This window comes from Shewanella sp. SP2S2-4 (assembly GCF_031932025.1).
Lineage (GTDB): Bacteria > Pseudomonadota > Gammaproteobacteria > Enterobacterales > Shewanellaceae > Shewanella > Shewanella baltica.
Genome location: NZ_JAUOER010000002.1, coordinates 75,087 through 93,718, shown reverse-complemented (window position 1 = coordinate 93,718; position 18,632 = coordinate 75,087). Strand labels below are relative to the sequence as shown.

Below are 18,632 nucleotides of genomic sequence, written 5' to 3'. Positions count from 1 at the left end.
GCTCAGTCTGTCGTTCCGTCGATAAGCTAAGCCAGCTATACACAAATCGTTATTCGCTCTCATAAATAGAACAAAAGATAGGAAGCGTCATGTTAGACACTCTGTTGCCTTTTAAACGTCATTTTCTCAGCCGTAATGGCAACAAGCTGCATTATATCAACGAGGGCCAAGGTGAACCTGTGGTGATGGTTCACGGTAATCCTAGCTGGTCGTTTTACTACCGCAATCTCGTGAGCGCCGTAAAAGACACGCATCAATGCATAGTGCCAGATCATATCGGCTGTGGTCTGTCGGATAAGCCAGACGATAGCGGCTATGACTATACCCTTAAGAACCGCATCGACGATCTCGAAGCCCTGCTCGATAGCCTGAATGTGAAAGAAAACATTACCTTAGTCGTACACGACTGGGGCGGCATGATAGGTATGGGTTATGCGGCGCGTTATCCTGAGCGCATTAAACGCCTAGTGATTTTGAACACAGGCGCTTTCCATCTGCCTGAGACTAAACCGTTTCCTTGGCCGCTGTGGATTTGTCGTAATACCCTGTTAGGCACAGTGCTAGTACGTGGTTTTAATGCCTTTTCGTCTATCGCCTCATATGTGGGCGTGAAGCGTCAGCCTATGTCCAAATACATTCGTGAGGCGTATGTCGCGCCGTTTAACTCTTGGGCCAATCGCATTTCGACGCTGCGTTTTGTGCAGGATATTCCGCTGCGTGAAGGCGATAGAAACTATCAGTTAGTCTCTGATATCGCTGCGAGTTTACCGCAGTTTGCCAAAGTGCCGACTTTGATTTGTTGGGGCCTGAAGGACTTTGTATTCGATAAGCACTTTTTAGCAAAATGGCGTCAGCACATGCCCCATGCGACAGTGCATGAATTTGCCGATTGTGGTCACTACATTTTGGAAGATGCCAGCGATGAAGTGATTGCCCATATCAAAGGCTTTATGGCTGACGACCAAGCCGCGGCGCCGTCCGAACAGGTCGCAGGTTAATGTCGACCTTGCTTGAGACTGAAGTGACTCCCTTGCTGGCTGCTGTAGTGACGCCGTTGGAATCGTCACTTTTAACGGGCACTTCTACGTCAGCAATGGCCAGAGACGCCAATATTTGCCGTCATCTCAAGCAAGCCGCCCATGCCATTCCCCACCATCTTGCGGTAGCAGTACAAAGCGCTCAGGGCGCTTCTGTGGCGAGTTTGCGTTACAGCGAGTTGGACTTTCTTAATCTAGACAGACAAAGCGATGCGATAGCCTTTGCGCTTAACGCCCATGGCATTGAGCGCGGCATGAAGGCTGTACTTATGGTCACGCCGAGTCTGGATTTTTTTGCACTCACCTTTGCGCTGTTTAAAGCGGGGATTATTCCTATCCTAGTTGATCCCGGCATGGGGATTAACAATCTTAAGCAGTGTTTTGCCGAAGCTGCGCCTGATGCTTTTATCGGTATTCCCAAAGCCCATATCGCCAGACGTTTATTTGGTTGGGGTAAGGGTAGCATTAAGTCATTACTCAATGTTGATGACGGCAAAACAGGCTTAGCGGCAAGATTGATGCGCATCGCTACTGGTGCCATCAGTTTATCGACTCTGCTGCAAAACGACTCTTTACAAAACGCCTCGGCTAAACATGCATCAGCGCAACATGCTGAATATCCCATGGTGATGCTTAAATCTGATGAGATGGCGGCGATTTTATTCACCAGTGGCAGTACCGGCACGCCTAAAGGCGTTGTGTATAGGCATGGTATGTTTGAGGCGCAAATTCAAGCATTAAAAAACGATTATGGCATTTGCCATGGCGAGCGCGATCTAGCCACGTTTCCGCTGTTTTCACTCTTTGGCCCCGCGCTGGGTATGGCGTCTATCGTTCCAGAAATGGATGCCAGCAAGCCTATTACCGCCAATCCTGAATTCCTGTTTGCCGCGATTGAGAAATATCAATGCAGCAACATCTTTGTTAATCCCGCCTTGCTTGAACGTTTAGGCCGCGCAGGTGAACAAAAACAGCATAAATTGCCCAGTGTGCAGCGGGTGATCTCTGCGGGTGCGCCAGCGACCATTGCTTCCATCGCTCGATTTAGCCAGATGCTGAGCCAAGGTGTGCCGATTTTAAATTCCTACGGCGCAACCGAATCTTTGCCTATTAGTATGATTGCCAGCGATGCGTTATTTGCCACCACAGATATCACAGATAACGGCGGCGGCATTTGTGTCGGTCGCGCGATTGAAGGTGTGACGATTCGCATCATCGGCATCAGCGAAGATGTTATTCCCGAGTGGGATGAGTCCTTAGTACTGAATAACGGTGAAATCGGCGAGATAGTGGTGCAAGGGCCTATGGTGAGTCAGTCCTATTATCTAAATAATAGTCTGCACGATAGCCAAAACGAAAGCCAATGCAATAGCGCAACTGCGGCGGCCAAAATGTGGGACTCAGCTACCAATACCGTTAGGCATCGCATGGGCGATTTGGGGTATCTTGATGATCAAGGTCTTCTGTGGATGTGTGGTCGCAAGGCCCACAGAGTCGACGCCACCCGTAATGGTATATTTGCTAAGCGTTACTATTCCATTCCCTGTGAGCGCATTTTTAATACCCATCCCAGCGTGAAACGCTCGGCCTTAGTAGGGGTAAAAGTGGCGAACGAAATAGAGCCGTTAATTTGTATCGAACTCGACCAGTCATTGGTGTGCAATAAGAGTCAGCAGTTGTACCAAGATTTGATTGCCATCGCCGAGCAGTTTACCCAGACGCAGGGCATAAGACGATTTCTTATTCATCCTGATTTCCCTGTGGATGTGCGGCATAATGCCAAGATTTTTAGAGAAAAATTAGCCGTTTGGGCACAATCACAAACGAAAGGTTGATACCTAAATGACGATAAACCCAATCAAAAGCACGACGCTTGCGCAATTTGATGCTGCTGAACAAACGGCACTCGCGCAGCTCGCCCTTAAAGTGCAACACGTCTTTGTCACGGGAGCGGGGGGATTTTTAGGTAAAGCGATTTGTTTGAGATTGTTAGCCGCGGGCATTAAGGTCACAGGTTTTGCCCGTGGGCACTATCCCGAACTTGAAGCGCTGGGCGTAGTCATGTTGCAAGGGGATTTAGTCAATAAAGACCAACTGCAACAGGCGATGCAAGGCTGCGATATCGTGTTCCATGTGGCGTCTAAAGCCGGCGTTTGGGGCGATAGGGACAGTTACTTTTGCCCGAATGTAAAGGGCGCCGCAAATGTGATTGCTGCTTGTAAAACATTAAAAATAAATAAGTTAGTCTACACCAGTACCCCGAGTGTGACCTTTGCTGGGCAGGATGAATCCGGTATAGATGAATCCACTCCCTATGCCACATCTTTCCTTAATTATTACGCCCATTCCAAAGCCATCGCCGAGAAGATGGTGCTTGATGCTAATCAAGCGGGTGACATGCCACTTGAAAATCCTGATGTGACTCAAGTATCTAGCCAAGTGACGACTAAAGCCACTGCACCCTACGCGTTAAAAACCGTCGCGCTCAGGCCGCATTTGATCTGGGGTCCTGGCGACCCCCATCTTGTACCTCGAGTTCTGGCGCGCGGCCGTTTAAATAAACTTAAACTGGTTGGTCGCGAAGATAAGCTGGTCGATACCATCTACATAGACAACGCAGCCTATGCCCATGTGCTGGCCGCGCTAGAACTGTGCCAAGCAAAACCTAAGTGTCAGGGGAAAGCCTATTTTTTGAGTAACGATGAACCCATTACTATGGCAAAAATGCTTAATCTTATTTTGGCCTGCGATGCTTTGCCGCCAGTCACTAAGCGCGTGCCGCAATCTGTAGCATATGTAGCAGGCACAGTGTTGGAAACTGTGTATTTTCTGCTAAAGAAGCAAGAAGAGCCCATGATGACGCGCTTCGTGGCACGGCAGTTATCCTGCAGTCATTATTTTGATATCAGCGCCGCCAAGCGAGATTTAGGCTATCGCGCACTTGTCTCTATCAATGAAGGGATGGCAAGACTTAAAGCGTCACTCTAGTGTTATTAGGCGTGAGTTTCGGGGTGTGCTAGATATTCAATGTGCCTGCTCTTATTTGCACTCTTATTTTGGGCATAGTTTAGCTGGGGATTTATGAGTTGCAGTGACTGTAATACATCGATTTTCAGGCAAAAGATGGGTCGCTGCAAACGCTGTATGTGGCAGCTTACCGCTTTGTCGGCTATCGGTTGGCCGCTGTGGTGGTGGCTTTATTATGACGCGCCTAGGGAAGTAAACTCGATTGCTTTACTTTTTTTCTGCACCGCTTTTACGGGGTTATTGGCTTTACATCTTATTGTCTTGGCTTACCGTCGCCTCAGAGGGCGAGAGTAAGCCAAGTTTCCTTTCCTGCTCTTTTTAATTCTTGGACATAGACTTAATTTGTCGCTGTTTTTTCGTGCATCATTTTCTTCATTAATGGCGCAAGGGCAAAGAAGACTAACGCCATTACCACGCCAATTTGCGCCGAGAAGATAAACAGTTGCTCATATAGCGCCATCGCACTCGGTACGTCACTTATTACGCCGCCTTGGGTATCAATCGCGGCGAGTTTGTTTAATTCGGCGGCTAAGATTTCAGAGTATGAAGTGCCGAGAAACCAAGCGCCCATCATCAGGCTGACCACGCGTTTTACCGAAAGCTGAGTCACGGCAGATAAACCTATGGGCGACAGCAATAACTCGCCGATTTCTAATACAAAATAAGCCGCGACTAAAAACCAAATACTCACTAGGCCATTGCTTAGCGGCATCTGGATCCCGAGCACAAGCACCATAAAGGATAAACCTGCGAACAAAATGCCGAGTGCGGTTTTAACCGGTTTACTCGGATCGCAATGTTTACGGGCGAGGGCAGGCCAGAGCCAAGCGAAGATGGGCGATAAACTGATCACAAAGAAGGCGCCGAGGAAGGTTAACTGTCCCGCGCTCCATTCGAGACCGAGCATGTTGCGATCCATCACGCGGTCCGAAAATGCCACCCATGAGCCGTAGGTTTGCTCATATAAGCCGAAGAAGACCAAACCTGCGACGATGAACAGCAGTAAGGCCGACATCTGTTGACGTTCAATCGGGTTGCAGTGTTTCACCATAAACCAGCCAATCCCGAGGGCGAGCACCAGAGATACTGAGTGCAAGAACCAGATCACTGGACTCACAGCGGGTAATAAACTGCTAATAGAAAGCACAAGGGAGTGGGTTTGAATTAAGCCCCAGACCAGCACTACGCTGCCGATGGCGCTTAAATAAATCCATTGCTCTGTGGTGATGCCGGCGGTTTTCTTTAAAATTCTTGCGGGATCTCTGGGTTCGGCGAAACCCTGCAAATGTTTCTTACCCCGAATAAACACCAACAATCCCGCTAACATGCCTAAACCGGCCAAACCAAAGCCGTACTTCCAGCCATAGGTTTCACCTAAATAAGCACAAATCAGCGGGGCCAAGGTGGCGCCTAAATTGATGCCAGCGTAGAAAATGGTAAAGCCTGAATCCCGCTTTGGAGATGACTCGGGATACAGCTGACCGACGATGGTTGAAATGTTAGGTTTTAAAAAGCCCACACCGACAATGATCAAGGCGAGGGATAAATAGAATACCTGCAGTGCTTGTTCATCGCGCTGAACTTCACCGGCGACGATAACCGCTTGATGGCCTTCAAAGGCCATGCCTAAGTGGCCGAGGACCAACAAAATACCACCGAAGATCACCGCTTTACGCATGCCGATATAGCGATCGGCCAATAAACCACCGACCACGGGCATGGCGTACACTAAGGCACCGTAAGCACCAATGACGTTATAGCCAAATTCGTCGGTAAACAGATGATATTTAATCAGATAAAGAAACAGTAACGCCTTCATGCCGTAGAAGGAAAAGCGTTCCCACATTTCGGTAAAAAAGCAGACAAACAAGCCCTTAGGATGCCCAAAGAGCATTTCGGGTGGGGGCGAACCCTGTGGGCCTTGCATAGCGTGCGGAGGATGTTGTTCTGTTGACACTTAAGACTCCCATTGCTGGCGCTTCATGCACCAAGCTTCGATTGATTCATTTTATCGTAATGAATTTTATTAATTATTTTTCATTATTAGTGGTTATTGCAGCCTTGTTGATTGCTAAAAGACGCCGCAGTAGCTGCAGTTAATCACACTCGGATGCTATGGAACAGCCAAGGGACTTGAAACTGATGAATATTTTGTATAACTAACATTTTTAGCCGTTCTTTAAGGCTCGCTATAACAATACTAAGCGGTTAAATTAATTCATTTTCAGTTAAGAAATGAGTGCTAAATAGTGGCCAGAATTCAACTGTGGCAGTTTTATGTTAGCGCCTTTAGCCTTGATTTCGCTGTTGTTCGTCGTTCTATAGAGGGTGTGGCGATTTTGTACTATTTGAGAACATCTTCGTACTCGTTCGAGGCCATTTTCTAAATGAATGTTACGAATGGATGGGGTAGATGATTTGCTTAGGGAAGCGCTGTGATTGACTGTGACCTTATTCTGAGTATAAGTGTAAATAAGTAGCGTAATAATATTGATTATAAAAGAATTTTAATCTTGATAGTTGCATTTTTCATATAGGATTTCACAGTTTATATTTCTACAATGAGTTAATGTCGATCTGCTCAATTGTACTGATTTCGCTCAGCCGTTATGTTGGTTATTAAGGAGACTTATGGAGTTTTTTACCACCCTATTTGTGGGTTACCCACTTTGGGTTTGGTTGATGTTTTTCGGTTTTGTGCTGGCGTTATTGGTCTTCGATCTTGGCGTACTACACAAGGAACAGCATGAAATTACCGTGGCCGAAAGTTTAAAGCTTTCAGCCTTTTATATCTGTATGGGCTTACTGTTTGGGGCTTGGCTGTGGTGGTATAAGGGCTCAACCGCGGGTATGGAATACCTGACGGGTTATTTGATTGAAAAATCGCTGTCTATGGATAACGTATTTGTTATCGCCTTAATCTTCAGTAGTTTAGGCATTCCGCGTTTATACCAACACAGAGTGCTCTTCTGGGGTATTTTGGGCGTAATAGTGCTACGCGCGATTATGATTGGCCTTGGCGCAGTGCTCGTTGCCCAGTATCAAGGCGTACTGGTGTTATTTGGACTTTTCTTGATTTTCACTGGCGTGAAAATGCTCTTCTCCAATGACGAGCACAGTGATATCCAAGATAATAAGTTTTACAAATGGTTACGCACTAAGATGCGTTTTACGCCGACACTGCATAAAGAGAAGTTCTGGGTACGGGGTGAAGATCATCAGTTATCAAAAGGATGGTGGGCGACGCCGTTATTTTTAGCGTTGATCTTAGTGGAAACCGCAGATTTAGTGTTTGCGGTCGACAGTATTCCAGCCATTTTTGCGATTACCCAAGATCCTTTCATTGTTTATACCTCAAATATCTTCGCGATTTTGGGGCTACGTGCCTTGTATTTTGCCTTGGCTGCTATGGTGCATCGTTTCGAGTACCTTAAATACGCGCTGTCGGTGGTATTAGTGTTTATCGGGGTAAAAGTGGGCTTAGTGTATTTCAATCACGAGGGCATAGTGGACTTTACTATTCCAACCGCACTGTCTCTTGGGGTGACGTTCGGCCTGTTAGTCGCAGGGGTCTTGTTCTCGCTGTGGAAAACGCGCGGCCAAGAAATCGATAAATAGGGAAATAGAGAAATTGTTTGCGTGACTCGTGGCGAGTCCAATAACGAATCTCTTGGCCGTTTAGCCCATGCTAAACGGCCTTTTTTATATTCTTACTATCCGAATCGTTAAGCTTTATAGAGGATGTTAAAAAATGAGGATATTAAAAATTAGTCTATGCTTACTTTGAGTCGCCGCTGGTGCCGAGACTCACAAAGGGAGTTTTTAGGATTAATACTCTTCAAGGACGACATTATGAAACTTAACATTGCCGCCATACTCATGCTCACCGTTTGTTTGTTCACTACTGTCAACGTAAAAGCTGCAGATAAACAATCGACGAACATTACATCTAATGCAAATTCAACCTGTACTGGAGCTTACCCCAGTTACTTCCAAGACCCCGCGTTCAATAAAACAGGTATGTGGGACAATCAAGTCATCATCAACCAAGCTTATTCGGGCTGGAAGGGACCCATTTTTAGCTTGAGCGACGCTTATTCGAGTGCGCAGCAAGATAATGCTGCACCTTGGCTTGAATTCAATCCCTTCGATAAAAGTCTGAGTGAGACAGATAAAAATACCCAAGCGTGGAAATACATTTGGGCTGTGATGAAATACATCCAAGAGGGGAACATCGATAAAGGCGATATCAGTAAGGACTGGGACCTGTGCAATAACAAGGTACGCTCTTGGTACCATATTCCCTATCAGACCTATGATCCTATGAGTGGGCGGGAATTTATCCACGGCTTGACCCGCGAAGCCCCCGTTACTATGGCGATAAAAGGCCAAGGCGATTTGAAAACCACTATGTGGGCGGTGGGGTTTTATAATCCTCAGGCGGCTAATAGCATTGGCAAGGTATGGACGGGAGCGCCATCGCCTGTAATGCCCCAGCAAAATTTTGCATTTAATGAAGGTAGTGTGATTGGCAAGTTACTGTTCACTACCGCAACGCCCAATAATTATCCTTTCCTCGAAAACGTACCCGTTTGGCAAGCCAATATCAGTGCCAGTGATTTCTGCGAATGTAAAAATGCCGATGGCAGTGCTTGCAGTTTCCAACAGGAAACAGAGCAATGCCCGCGCTCTGTCGCCGATGTGTACTTATTACAGTTTGACATCGCAGTGCGTGACAGCCGCTCGCCCGTGGGCTGGGCCTATGGCACTTTTGTCGCCGATGGTCAGTTTAAAGCGAAAGAGAAAAATCCTTGGGATCGTATCTCCCCACTGGGGTTAATGTGGGGTAATGACACGCCGCCAGCCACAGTGGGAGCGGCAGCATTCCCTCAAAACCCAATCACAGGGCTTAAGGATAGCGCTGTATTTCAAGAGGTCGTTGGTCGCTTGAATGAGCACACCAATGCGGGACACTTAGGGTGTAACGGACGTTTAAATGGCCCTGCGGATAACGCATTAAGTAGCTGTTTATCTTGCCATCAAACCGCATCCGTTCCTGATCGCACTAATAATACACCGGCAATCATGTACCAATTTGCCTCGTATCAAGAGCCGGGTAGTGGTCAATGCTTAACATCGCCCAGCGCCCTCGATTTATCGATTGACCAAGTGTATTTCAAAACCTTTATGTGCTCAGCATCCTTTGTTGGGCCAAGCAACATAGTCCCCGTACCTAAATATGCCCAAGGGCAAAAAGAGTGGATTTCAACTGACTTTTCATTACAGCTCAGCATCAGTCTCACCCAGTGGCAAGAATGGCAAGAAGACCAAGATAACCTGAAAAAGAACATCAAAGTGCGCGTATTCGAGGGCACTTTACCTTCTCGCTAATGTTGAAGTTTGTTTAAGGTTAACACCAACGCACTATCCGGCATGAATGGCCAGATAGTGCGTTTTTTATGCTCAGCCTTAGTTTATGCCGAAATTAAGCCTCAGCTGATTTTGAAATTAATGCAAATTAGCTTGTTCTTCGTCGCTGTTTTTCCTAATGTGATTGCAAATGATTTTCAATGAGGCGTGTTATGAATACCCATCTGCAGTTACAGGTAAACCATTGGCTTGAAAATGATCCTGACCCTCGCACTCAATCCCAATTACAAACCCTAGTCGATAGTGGCAATGAAGCCGAACTCGCGGCACGCTTTGCGGGTCGCTTAGAGTTTGGCACCGCAGGATTACGCGGTGTGGTCGGCGCTGGGCCTATGGGGATGAACCGTCTGGTGATCCGTCAAACCTCGGCAGGCCTTGGTGCTTATCTACTTGATCAGATTAAAGATGCCGCCGAGCGTGGTGTAGTGATTGGTTACGATGGTCGCCACGACTCATTCAATTTTGCCCATGATGCGGCGAGCGTACTGACCGCTATGGGCATTAAGGTGCGCTTAACGTCTAAAGTGGCGCCGACACCGCTGGTGGCCTTTGGGGTGAAACATTTTAATGCGGCAGCAGGCATTGTAGTGACCGCGAGTCATAACCCGCCGCAATACAATGGCTATAAAGTGTATTGGGAGAATGGCGCGCAGATTATTCCGCCCCACGATTCTGGCATTGCCGCGCAAATTGAGCGCGCCGCGAATCAAGCTATTCCGTTTTTAGAACATGATGAGGCGGTAAAACAGGGTAAGTTGATTCTGTTGCAGGACGATTTTTACCAAAGCTATCGCCATGGCGTGCAGCAGGCTGAGGTGCTGCAAAACCATACGGCTCCAGAAAAGGTCAGTTTAGCCTATACCGCCATGCACGGTGTGGGCGCTGAAATGGCTGAAACCGTATTGAAAGATGCGGGGTTCACCCAAGTGTATTCGGTTGCCTCCCAGCGTGAACCCGATGGCGATTTCCCAACGGTGAACTTCCCCAATCCGGAAGAAAAGGGCGCGATGGATTTAGTGATTGCTGAGGCGAAAAAACACGGCGCTATGCTCGCCTGTGCTAACGATCCCGATGCCGACCGTTTTGCGGTCGCAGTGCGTCGTGATGATGGCGAATACCAGATGCTGACGGGCGATCAAGTCGGTGTGCTCTTTGGGCATTACTTGTTATCTCACGCCAAAGATAATCAGCAACTTACGGGCACAACGATAGTGTCATCGAGCCTGTTATCTAAAATTGCTCAAGGGTTTGGCACGCAAAGCTTTACCACGCTCACTGGCTTTAAGTGGTTGATGAATGTGGGTATTGCGAAAACGTCCCCTGAGGATCAATTCCTGTTTGCCTATGAAGAAGCCCTTGGCTACACAGTTGGCAGCATGGTGTGGGATAAAGATGGCTTGTCGGCGCTGGTGGCATTTGCCCAATTAACTGCCGAGCTAGTGGCGAAGGGGCAAACGATTTGGGACAGACTCGAGCACATTTACCGTGAGCATGGCTTCCATCTCAATGCGCAGGTGAGTATTGCACTAAAACCTGACACGCCTAATATTGGCGCCTATTTACGCGAACATCCCCCCGTGAAGATTGATGAGCATGACGTGCTCTCAACCGATGATTTAAAAGCCCTTGAGCGTCGTTTTGCCGATGGTAGCGTTAAGAAAATCGACTTGCCACCGAGTGATGTTTTGACCTATTGCTTAGCGGGTGGCGCTCGGGTGATCGTCAGGCCATCTGGTACTGAACCTAAAATTAAGTGCTACTACGAAGTGGTCGAAACTATGGTCGATACGGATACCTTAGCCAGCGCCCAAGCGAGGGCGAGCAAAGCCATGGATGATTTTATTCAGGCGCACCAAGCCAGTTTGCCAAAGTAACGCTTTTAACTGCTAAGCCAAAAACCTCAACATTCACTTTTATTAAAAGGCTACTGACATCATGCTGTCAGTAGCCTTGTTTTATTCTTGTTGTCGCCCGTTAATGATTCAGTCCTGAATTTTATAAATAAGGTTTTGAATCATTGATATTTTTCAACAAGGAGAAAGTGAAAATGTTATCTATTGCACCGTTAGTTTGGGGTGAAATTCCTGTCAGTGACATGAACCGTGCCGTTGCTTTTTATCAGCAGCATTTTGGGGTTGAGTTTAAACGTGACGATATGGAAGACATGGAATATGCGACGATAGTCACCGAAGATGCGAGCGCGGCGAGCATAGGGTTAGTCAAATGCAGCATGAGTCAGCCATCGATGCAAGGCAGCACTGTGTATCTGCATTTCAGCGCACAATTGCAACCTTTAGTGGATAAACTTATCGCAGCAGAGGTGACGATTATCCTGCCAGTCACACCGATAAAAGACGGTGAGTGTGGTTATATCGCGTTATTTGCCGATAGCGAAGGTAACAAAGTGGGTCTGTGGTCTAAGGATAAGTAGTCTCGAGTGATTAATGTATTAGCGTCGTGGCCTTAAGGCACGACGCTAAAATCACGCAATTAACTAAAGTATGGGTTTAGATTTCTATGGAAGAAACAAAGATGGACGTGGTTTATATTGATGCTCGACCGCTACTTGGGCTGAGCACCCGCACGAACAATCGGGCCGAAATGTCCGCCGATGGCGCTAAAATTGGCGGTTTATGGCAAGCCTTTTTTGAATCATCACAACTCACCGCTATGCTCAATTCGCCCATGTATGGCGTGTATTACGACTATGAGTCAGACATGAATGGCGAGTTTGCTGTGCTGGTGGGCAAGGCAATTGATGCCCCTGTTGAGGCAAACCACTTCACGTCGCTTGAGCTTGAAGCCGGTAAATACCTTAAATTCACCGGTCAAGGTGACATGCCCCAGTGTGTTATCGATCTTTGGGGACAAGTGTGGGGCTATTTTAGTGCTAACGATTGTCCGCATCAGCGACGTTATCAAACTGATTTTGAAGTCTATCTCAGCGCCACTGAGGTTGAGATTTATATCGGGATTTTATGATTTAAATCGTAAAATATCACTCAAGTGAGTATCAGGATATGTCAGTGATTTATGTAAACTCACAATGCTTAATCAACTGATAGGCAACTAAAGGATTGAATCAGAGTCAATGCGCCGCGCCGACCGCCTATTTCAAATAGTGCAAATTCTTAAACATAAACGCCTGACCACAGCCCAAGAGTTGGCTGAACGGTTAGAGGTGTCCACGCGCACGATTTACCGTGACGTGCAGGATTTGTGTCTAAGTGGCATTCCCATTGAAGGGGAGGCGGGTGTCGGCTATTTGTTGCGCCACGAGGTCAATGTTCCGCCCTTGATGTTTAACGAAGCCGAACTCGAAGCGATTCAAGTTGGCATGCGTATGGTGCAAACTTGGGGTGGCAAGGAGCTTGGTAGCGCCGCGAGGCAGGCGATGATTAAAGTCGAAGCCGTACTACCAAAACGACTACAAGCCTATCAATCCTTGATGTTTTCACCGGATTTTTACCTCGACTCCAATGAGTTCCAATTCCTCGATCCGCTGCGTAATTCAGCTCAGCGCCGCGAATACGTCAAACTCTTCTATCAAGACGTCAAACTCGATGTCACCGAGCGTGAAGTGCGCCCGCTCGCCATCTATTTTTGGCGTGGTACTTGGACCTTACTGACATGGTGTGAGCTACGTTCGGCTTTTCGTAATTTCAGGGTTGATCGCATCACAGGCCTTGTGCGGCTGAACCGTCATTTTGAACAAGCACCAGGGCAAGAGCTGGAAGATTATATTTGCCTGATGGATGAACATGCGAAGGCGCGAGCCGAAGCAAAAGATAAGCCACTCGAATGAGTGGCTTATCTTACATTTCTAATTTTCTAGTAACATTCTAGTATTTTGCTAGTTGTATCGAGATCTCTCTGAAAATCGTATCATAGCTATTATTGAGAGCCTAAACTCACCGTTTTTAATTGTTTAACATGACTTCGCTTGATTGCGAAATATTCAGTTTTTTGATTAAACCATCTTCATCATTATTTTGGATTTCGCCGACGGCAACTTGAATATTACGACTCAGTCCTAATTTTTGAGCGCTTTTAGGACGATTAGCAATATCTTCATCCGTTAGCGGATAGGATTCACTGGCATCGATATTAAATTGACTCGAATCTATTGCGGTAAATTTACCGCTGATAGGTGCGCCATGTTGTCTAACAATATTCGCCAATTGCCACTCAAAGCCACTTTTTGACTGTGCCGAACTAATCGCTGTAGGCCAATCCCAAACACCATAACCATTTATATCTTGATGAAGATATTGATCGACTAAGGCTTCTGGCCCATTAAGATTATTCGCATTCGCTCCGCCAAAGGTGTAAGGGAAGTTAGGTCTGTTTGTTGGATGATTAATATGCGCATTACCTCCCCATTTTAAGAAGTTCTCATATTTTATATCGTACATCATATATAAACTTGAGGTGTATGGGACATCCGCCTTTTGTTTAAACAGAGTGATTGAGATATAACGTTTGCTGCGAGGCGGCATAATTGCTCGGTACTGTGCCTGACTTGAAATCGTTGTACTTTTACCATCGGTTTCACTCCAACCTTGGCTGGCTGAAAATTCGGCACTGATTTCAGAACTCGCTCCACCTATTCCTGGAATACCCACTTCATATTTATTGGTTACGCCAATTTTCTCGGAGAAAGAGAAATTATCGGTTTTGGCCCAGCTAGTGGTGTAATCATAGTTTAGGGTGGCTACACCGGTATCTTCGGTATCGCCCCAGTTGTAAATCACTACTGGAGCGGTATAAATAGCTTCACGATCATAAACTTGAGGTGAACCTAACTTTAGGTTTTGAGGATTAGTCACGAAATGGATATTTTGTAAATTCACCTTCAAACGTTCATTCGCTCTGTAGCCGCTTGCATAAGGGTCATTGCCGTTATAGCGGGCTTTAAGACTGTATTCGTTGCTCGATTCTCTTCTGACTTCGATGTCTTCACCAACATACTGGGATGCCGTACCGCCAGCCCATGCATATCCAAGATGGTGTCCCAAGGAGAATAACGAGCTGATAAACGAGGGATCGTTAATCGCATCATTTTTAAGTGAATCAAGATCAGGGGCAGCGTGTTCTACCATTGACAGTTTTGGAATAGTATTCGGAATAGCAGCTTCGGCCAACAAAGAAACAGTTCCAAGTGCGGTTAAACAGGATAAAGTTAATATACTCAGGCTAGATTTTGTTCTCATGATTGTTCCTTTATTTTAATAAAATATGTCCTTTCATTGAGAGCGCCGATGGCAATTATATGTACTCCTAAATCATATAAATAATCATTACTGCTAGGCACATCTAAAAACTAGCACTTTTATTTTTATTAAACAAAGTAAAATTAGATTAATTTAAATGGTGTTTAATTTAAGTTAAAATTGTTAATTACTTTATTTTTAAACGGTATTTAAAACTTTATAATATAGTGTATTTACTTTAATTTTTAATAGATTGATTTTTGTGCGTGGATTAATATTAATGGCATGGCGTATTTAATATTTATGCTGACTTTTTTATGGAAAACTTTTTAAATGGACTCTTTATGTCGAGATTTATATCAATAGTTATACCGAGAGTTATATCGAAATCTATACCGAGATAAATACTGTAATAAATAATGTAAATAACATGTTTGAGCGGAAGTCTTTAGGCAATGAATAGTGTGAATATGGCTAGGTTAAGTATTTTCTCTTTGTGGTTTTAGTCTTTGTTATTGCAGACAAATCTCATCTCTCTCCATTATCGTCGATGTATGAAAGGCCGTTAAAGTCGCTACTGTTTTTGTAGAGCCATAAGGGCATAGAGACATGAAGATTGTGGAAGATAAAGATAATGTGAAAATGATTTTCTAAGAGACGACGTCTCAGATGGGATGAGATTGTGTAAAAGTGTGCTAGAGGCGGTTAAGTGCTTGATGCAAGAGCCAGTGCCGCTGCTGGGCACTGACTCTTTGTTTACTTAATGTTGTTTACTTAATGTTGTTTGCTTAATGGATAAAGAAAAACAGTCCCATACTCAACACTGTGGTCAGCAAGGTGTTACGGGTGACGAGCGCGAGTATCGTCGCGACCACGGCGCAGATGAGATAGCTGTTGTCTAAGCTGAGATCGAGCTGGCCTTCTTGCACAAACACTATGGGCGCGAAGATAGCGGTCAGTACTGCAGGGGCTGAGTAACTTAAAAAAGTTTGGGTGCCCTTACTTAATCGCAGCGGTAATTTAGGTTCGAGCAGTAAATGACGACTAATAAACACAACCGCAGCCATTGAGAAAATCATTAACCAAATCATGCTTTTTCTCCTGATGCTGTGTTTGTCTTAGTCCCAGTTTCTGCTTGGGCCTGTGTGCTTGCAAGCTCAGTTGCGGATTGTTCTGCGCGTTCCGCTTCCTTGGTCACTTTGGCGTAAAGTACGCCAGTTGTCATTCCGGCTATGGCTGCGATCAGTAATCCCGCTTGAATTTCAAATAAGGCGCATACCACTGCGAGAGTGAGCGAGACTAATACACAGACGAGAATCGACGGCTTTTTTACCGTGGGCACGACCAGTGCGATAAAGGTGGCTGCGATGGCGAAATCTAGCCCAAGTTCGCCTAAATTCTCGATAGCATTGCCTGCGACTATGCCAAGCAAGGTCGCTATGTTCCAGCCGATATAAAAACTCAAGCCGCCGCCAAGGGCGTACCAGCGATCGAACTTATGCAACTTGCCTTGATTGGCGATGGCAAACAGTTCATCTGTGAGCAAAAAGCCCAATGTCAGACGCCACTTTAATGGTAAGGGACTGATTTGACTGCGCATCGCCATCGCATATAACAGATGGCGCGAAGTGATGAGTAGCGTCGTAATTAAGATACTCCACAGACCAATACCGGCTTTGACCATGCCGAGCGCCACTAACTGAGCCGCGCCCGCGAAGATAATGGCTGACATGGCTTGGCTTTCAATGGGCGTGAGTCCAACCTCAATGGCGAAGGAGCCCGCTAAAATTCCCCAAGGAACTACTGCTATTGTCAGCGGCATCATGGCCAAGGTGCCTTTTAAAAAAGCCTTGGCTTTTGTGGGATGCGCGGGAGAAACATCAGATTCTATAAGCTTGTCGGTTGTCACTTTGGCTCCTAAAAATAGCGGCGACGCGAGGGTCGCTGTTAAACAATGAATGCTTGGATAAGGTTTGCTTGCTCTGTTATTACCGCTCAGTTACGACTGTTTAGTGACTATTTCTTAGAGACTAGTGTTTAGTCATGGCAGACCTGTTATTAGCGGCCTGTTATTAGGGATAGTAAGCAAGCATTAGCATGGCAGATTAACCTAAAGTGGTTGTTTAGGCTTGGATAATATTGCGGCCTATTTCTTTGGCAAATTGTCCTGGGGTTACGCCGACGGTCTTTTTAAAATGCCGATTCAAATGGCTTTGATCGTGAAAACCACAATCGAGAGCGACATCAAGCAGTCGTGTGCCTTGTTTGATCTTCCCCTTGGCCAGTCTGACTCTGGCCTGAATTTGGTAAGCGTGGGGCGGTAAGCCGTAATAACGCTGAAATTGCTTGAGTAAATAATAGGGGCTTAATCCCGCAAGCGTTGCCAGTTCTTCAAGGGATATATCGGCCGCAGGATGATCGTCGATAAAAGATTTCACCAGTGCTAACGCAGGCTTGGCCATTGCCGTGAGGTTGTCGCTTGGACGATGCTTGCCATGGCGCGCCATCAACTGCGTCAAGCTTGAATAGACTAAGCTTTCGCGCAGTAAGCGATTATCCGATGTATCTAAGGTAGTAAAGGTGAGGCGCAGCAGTTCGGCTAATTCAGGATCGTACACTACGGGCTCAGGGAAATAGGGCGCACCGCTGTTTGCTGCTCGCTCACTGTTAATACCGGCAAACTGCGCAGGGACTGGATACATGGCACGATACGACCAGCCGCCCTCAGTGGCGCTACAGCCATTATGCACTTCATCGGCATTGACGAGAATAATGCTGTGTTTTGGCGCCACATGGTTGCCACCGGTGCGATAAAAACGCTGCGCACCCGTTTCAATCACGCCTACTGTGTAACCTTCGTGGGTATGCCGACTAAAATTTTGTTTATGGTAGTGGGCATTGAGTAACTCGAGGCCACCTAATTCATCGGCAATCTGGTAGGCCGCATGTTCTGTGTTCATCAAGCCTCCTTTCTTGAATGGATGAATGGGCGGGTTATGCCTGATAGTAACCCAGAAATCCTCAGCGCTTTTGTACAAAATTGCGCATATTGGATTTTGTTTTGCGCTTAATGACTGTTTATTAATCATTATTGCTAATATTGGTTACTTGATATATCTGTCACTCGAGATATTAGTCAGTTGATATTTGGGAGCTCAGTCTTGCTCGCGACTGGCTTTGCTTAGGTCGCCTGCTGTAATGGAGTCAGATCCGCGCCCGCGATGGCGTGTAGGTGCTGAGTGATTTTCTCTATCGGCCAATCCCACCAAGCGATGGCAACGAGCTCATCTATCACATCTTGCTCGAACCTGAGCTTGATGACAGTGGCAGGATTACCGCCAACCACAGCGTAGGGCGGCACATCTCTTGTCACCACTGATTGACTGGCAACAATTGCGCCGTGGCCAATCTTCACTCCAGGCATGATAGTGGCGTTATAACCAATCCACACATCGTTACCGATACAGGTGTCGCCTTTATGGGGCAAATCGGTGGGATCGGGCATTACCTTTTCCCAGCCATTGCCGAAGATATAAAAGGGATAAGTCGAGAAGCCAGACAATTGATGATTGGCGCCATTCATAATGAATTTCACGTCTTTAGCAATAGCGCAGAATTTACCGATAATCAGTTTATCGCCAATAAAGTCAAAGTGATAAAGCACATTCGACTCGAATCTTTCAGGCCCAGCAGGATCGTCATAATAGGTATAATCGCCGACGATAATGTTCTCGCGGGTAATAAAGTTTTTAAGAAATCCAACCTGAGGGAAGCCTTTCATTGGTTCTCTATCGTTAGGATTTGGGCCTAATTGGGAATGGGGTGTCGTGTCAGGCATAACTGTCTCCATCGTTAAAGTACGTCTTAACTCGTGCATTTTTTTATGCGATTGATGTGCGAATTTGTGGTGCCTATTGCGGTGTTG

The 18,632-nt window shown here is 46.2% G+C and carries 16 protein-coding genes; 10 read left to right on the top strand and 6 right to left on the bottom strand.

Annotated elements, in window-relative coordinates; all coding sequences use genetic code 11:
• Positions 1–89 precede the first annotated feature (89 nt).
• From Q4Q54_RS02280 to Q4Q54_RS02265, 4 genes are all read left to right on the top strand, one after another.
• The gene (locus tag Q4Q54_RS02280) at positions 90–998 is read left to right on the top strand and encodes an alpha/beta fold hydrolase (protein ID WP_261273310.1); all 909 of its coding nucleotides are present in this window, start codon (positions 90–92) and stop codon (positions 996–998) included.
• Positions 998–2,872, top strand: coding sequence for an olefin beta-lactone synthetase (gene oleC, locus Q4Q54_RS02275; RefSeq protein ID WP_311987549.1), 1,875 nt, complete (start codon positions 998–1,000; stop codon positions 2,870–2,872). Before Q4Q54_RS02280 ends, oleC begins: the two co-directional genes overlap by 1 nt.
• 7 nt (positions 2,873–2,879) lie before the next feature.
• The gene (gene oleD, locus Q4Q54_RS02270; protein ID WP_261273312.1) at positions 2,880–4,025 is read left to right on the top strand and encodes a 2-alkyl-3-oxoalkanoate reductase; all 1,146 of its coding nucleotides are present in this window, start codon (positions 2,880–2,882) and stop codon (positions 4,023–4,025) included.
• 93 nt (positions 4,026–4,118) lie between these two features.
• Positions 4,119–4,358, top strand: coding sequence for a DUF3624 domain-containing protein (locus tag Q4Q54_RS02265; protein WP_311987546.1), 240 nt, complete (start codon positions 4,119–4,121; stop codon positions 4,356–4,358).
• 43 nt (positions 4,359–4,401) lie between these two features.
• Here Q4Q54_RS02265 and Q4Q54_RS02260 read toward each other — a convergent pair whose 3' ends face one another.
• Positions 4,402–6,021 carry a peptide MFS transporter gene (locus tag Q4Q54_RS02260; protein ID WP_311987544.1) on the bottom strand — a complete coding sequence of 540 codons (1,620 nt, stop codon included), beginning with the start codon at positions 6,019–6,021 and terminating at the stop codon, positions 4,402–4,404.
• A 674-nt stretch (positions 6,022–6,695) separates the two neighbouring features.
• On the opposite strand from Q4Q54_RS02260, the gene Q4Q54_RS02255 reads away from it, so the two are divergent.
• From Q4Q54_RS02255 to Q4Q54_RS02230, 6 genes are all read left to right on the top strand, one after another.
• Positions 6,696–7,682 (top strand): TerC family protein, encoded by a 987-nt coding sequence (locus tag Q4Q54_RS02255; RefSeq protein WP_311987542.1) that lies wholly within the window; start codon positions 6,696–6,698, stop codon positions 7,680–7,682.
• Between the two features lie 234 nt (positions 7,683–7,916).
• Positions 7,917–9,455: a hypothetical protein gene (locus tag Q4Q54_RS02250; RefSeq protein ID WP_311987541.1), complete on the top strand. Its 1,539-nt coding sequence runs from the start codon at positions 7,917–7,919 to the stop codon at positions 9,453–9,455.
• Positions 9,456–9,646: 191 nt separating this feature from the next.
• Positions 9,647–11,368, top strand: a complete 1,722-nt coding sequence (locus Q4Q54_RS02245) for a phospho-sugar mutase (RefSeq protein ID WP_311987539.1) — start codon at positions 9,647–9,649, stop codon at positions 11,366–11,368.
• Positions 11,369–11,541: 173 nt separating this feature from the next.
• Positions 11,542–11,925 (top strand): VOC family protein, encoded by a 384-nt coding sequence (locus Q4Q54_RS02240; RefSeq protein WP_006081088.1) that lies wholly within the window; start codon positions 11,542–11,544, stop codon positions 11,923–11,925.
• 101 nt (positions 11,926–12,026) lie between these two features.
• Positions 12,027–12,476, top strand: coding sequence for a GyrI-like domain-containing protein (locus tag Q4Q54_RS02235; protein WP_071939018.1), 450 nt, complete (start codon positions 12,027–12,029; stop codon positions 12,474–12,476).
• Between the two features lie 109 nt (positions 12,477–12,585).
• On the top strand, positions 12,586–13,299 hold the full coding sequence (locus Q4Q54_RS02230; RefSeq protein WP_311899971.1) for a YafY family protein: 714 nt from the start codon (positions 12,586–12,588) through the stop codon (positions 13,297–13,299).
• A 115-nt stretch (positions 13,300–13,414) separates the two neighbouring features.
• Here the strand turns inward: Q4Q54_RS02230 and Q4Q54_RS02225 are convergent, their stop codons facing one another.
• From Q4Q54_RS02225 to Q4Q54_RS02205, 5 genes are all read right to left on the bottom strand, one after another.
• Positions 13,415–14,707 carry an aerolysin family beta-barrel pore-forming toxin gene (locus Q4Q54_RS02225; RefSeq protein ID WP_259520928.1) on the bottom strand — a complete coding sequence of 431 codons (1,293 nt, stop codon included), beginning with the start codon at positions 14,705–14,707 and terminating at the stop codon, positions 13,415–13,417.
• Between the two features lie 788 nt (positions 14,708–15,495).
• The gene (locus Q4Q54_RS02220; protein ID WP_006085337.1) at positions 15,496–15,798 is read right to left on the bottom strand and encodes an AzlD domain-containing protein; all 303 of its coding nucleotides are present in this window, start codon (positions 15,796–15,798) and stop codon (positions 15,496–15,498) included.
• Positions 15,795–16,616 carry an AzlC family ABC transporter permease gene (locus Q4Q54_RS02215; RefSeq protein WP_311987537.1) on the bottom strand — a complete coding sequence of 274 codons (822 nt, stop codon included), beginning with the start codon at positions 16,614–16,616 and terminating at the stop codon, positions 15,795–15,797. Before Q4Q54_RS02215 ends, Q4Q54_RS02220 begins: the two co-directional genes overlap by 4 nt.
• 214 nt (positions 16,617–16,830) lie before the next feature.
• Positions 16,831–17,667: an AraC family transcriptional regulator gene (locus tag Q4Q54_RS02210; protein WP_311987536.1), complete on the bottom strand. Its 837-nt coding sequence runs from the start codon at positions 17,665–17,667 to the stop codon at positions 16,831–16,833.
• 221 nt (positions 17,668–17,888) lie between these two features.
• On the bottom strand, positions 17,889–18,545 hold the full coding sequence (locus Q4Q54_RS02205; protein WP_311899964.1) for a Vat family streptogramin A O-acetyltransferase: 657 nt from the start codon (positions 18,543–18,545) through the stop codon (positions 17,889–17,891).
• Positions 18,546–18,632 lie beyond the last annotated feature (87 nt).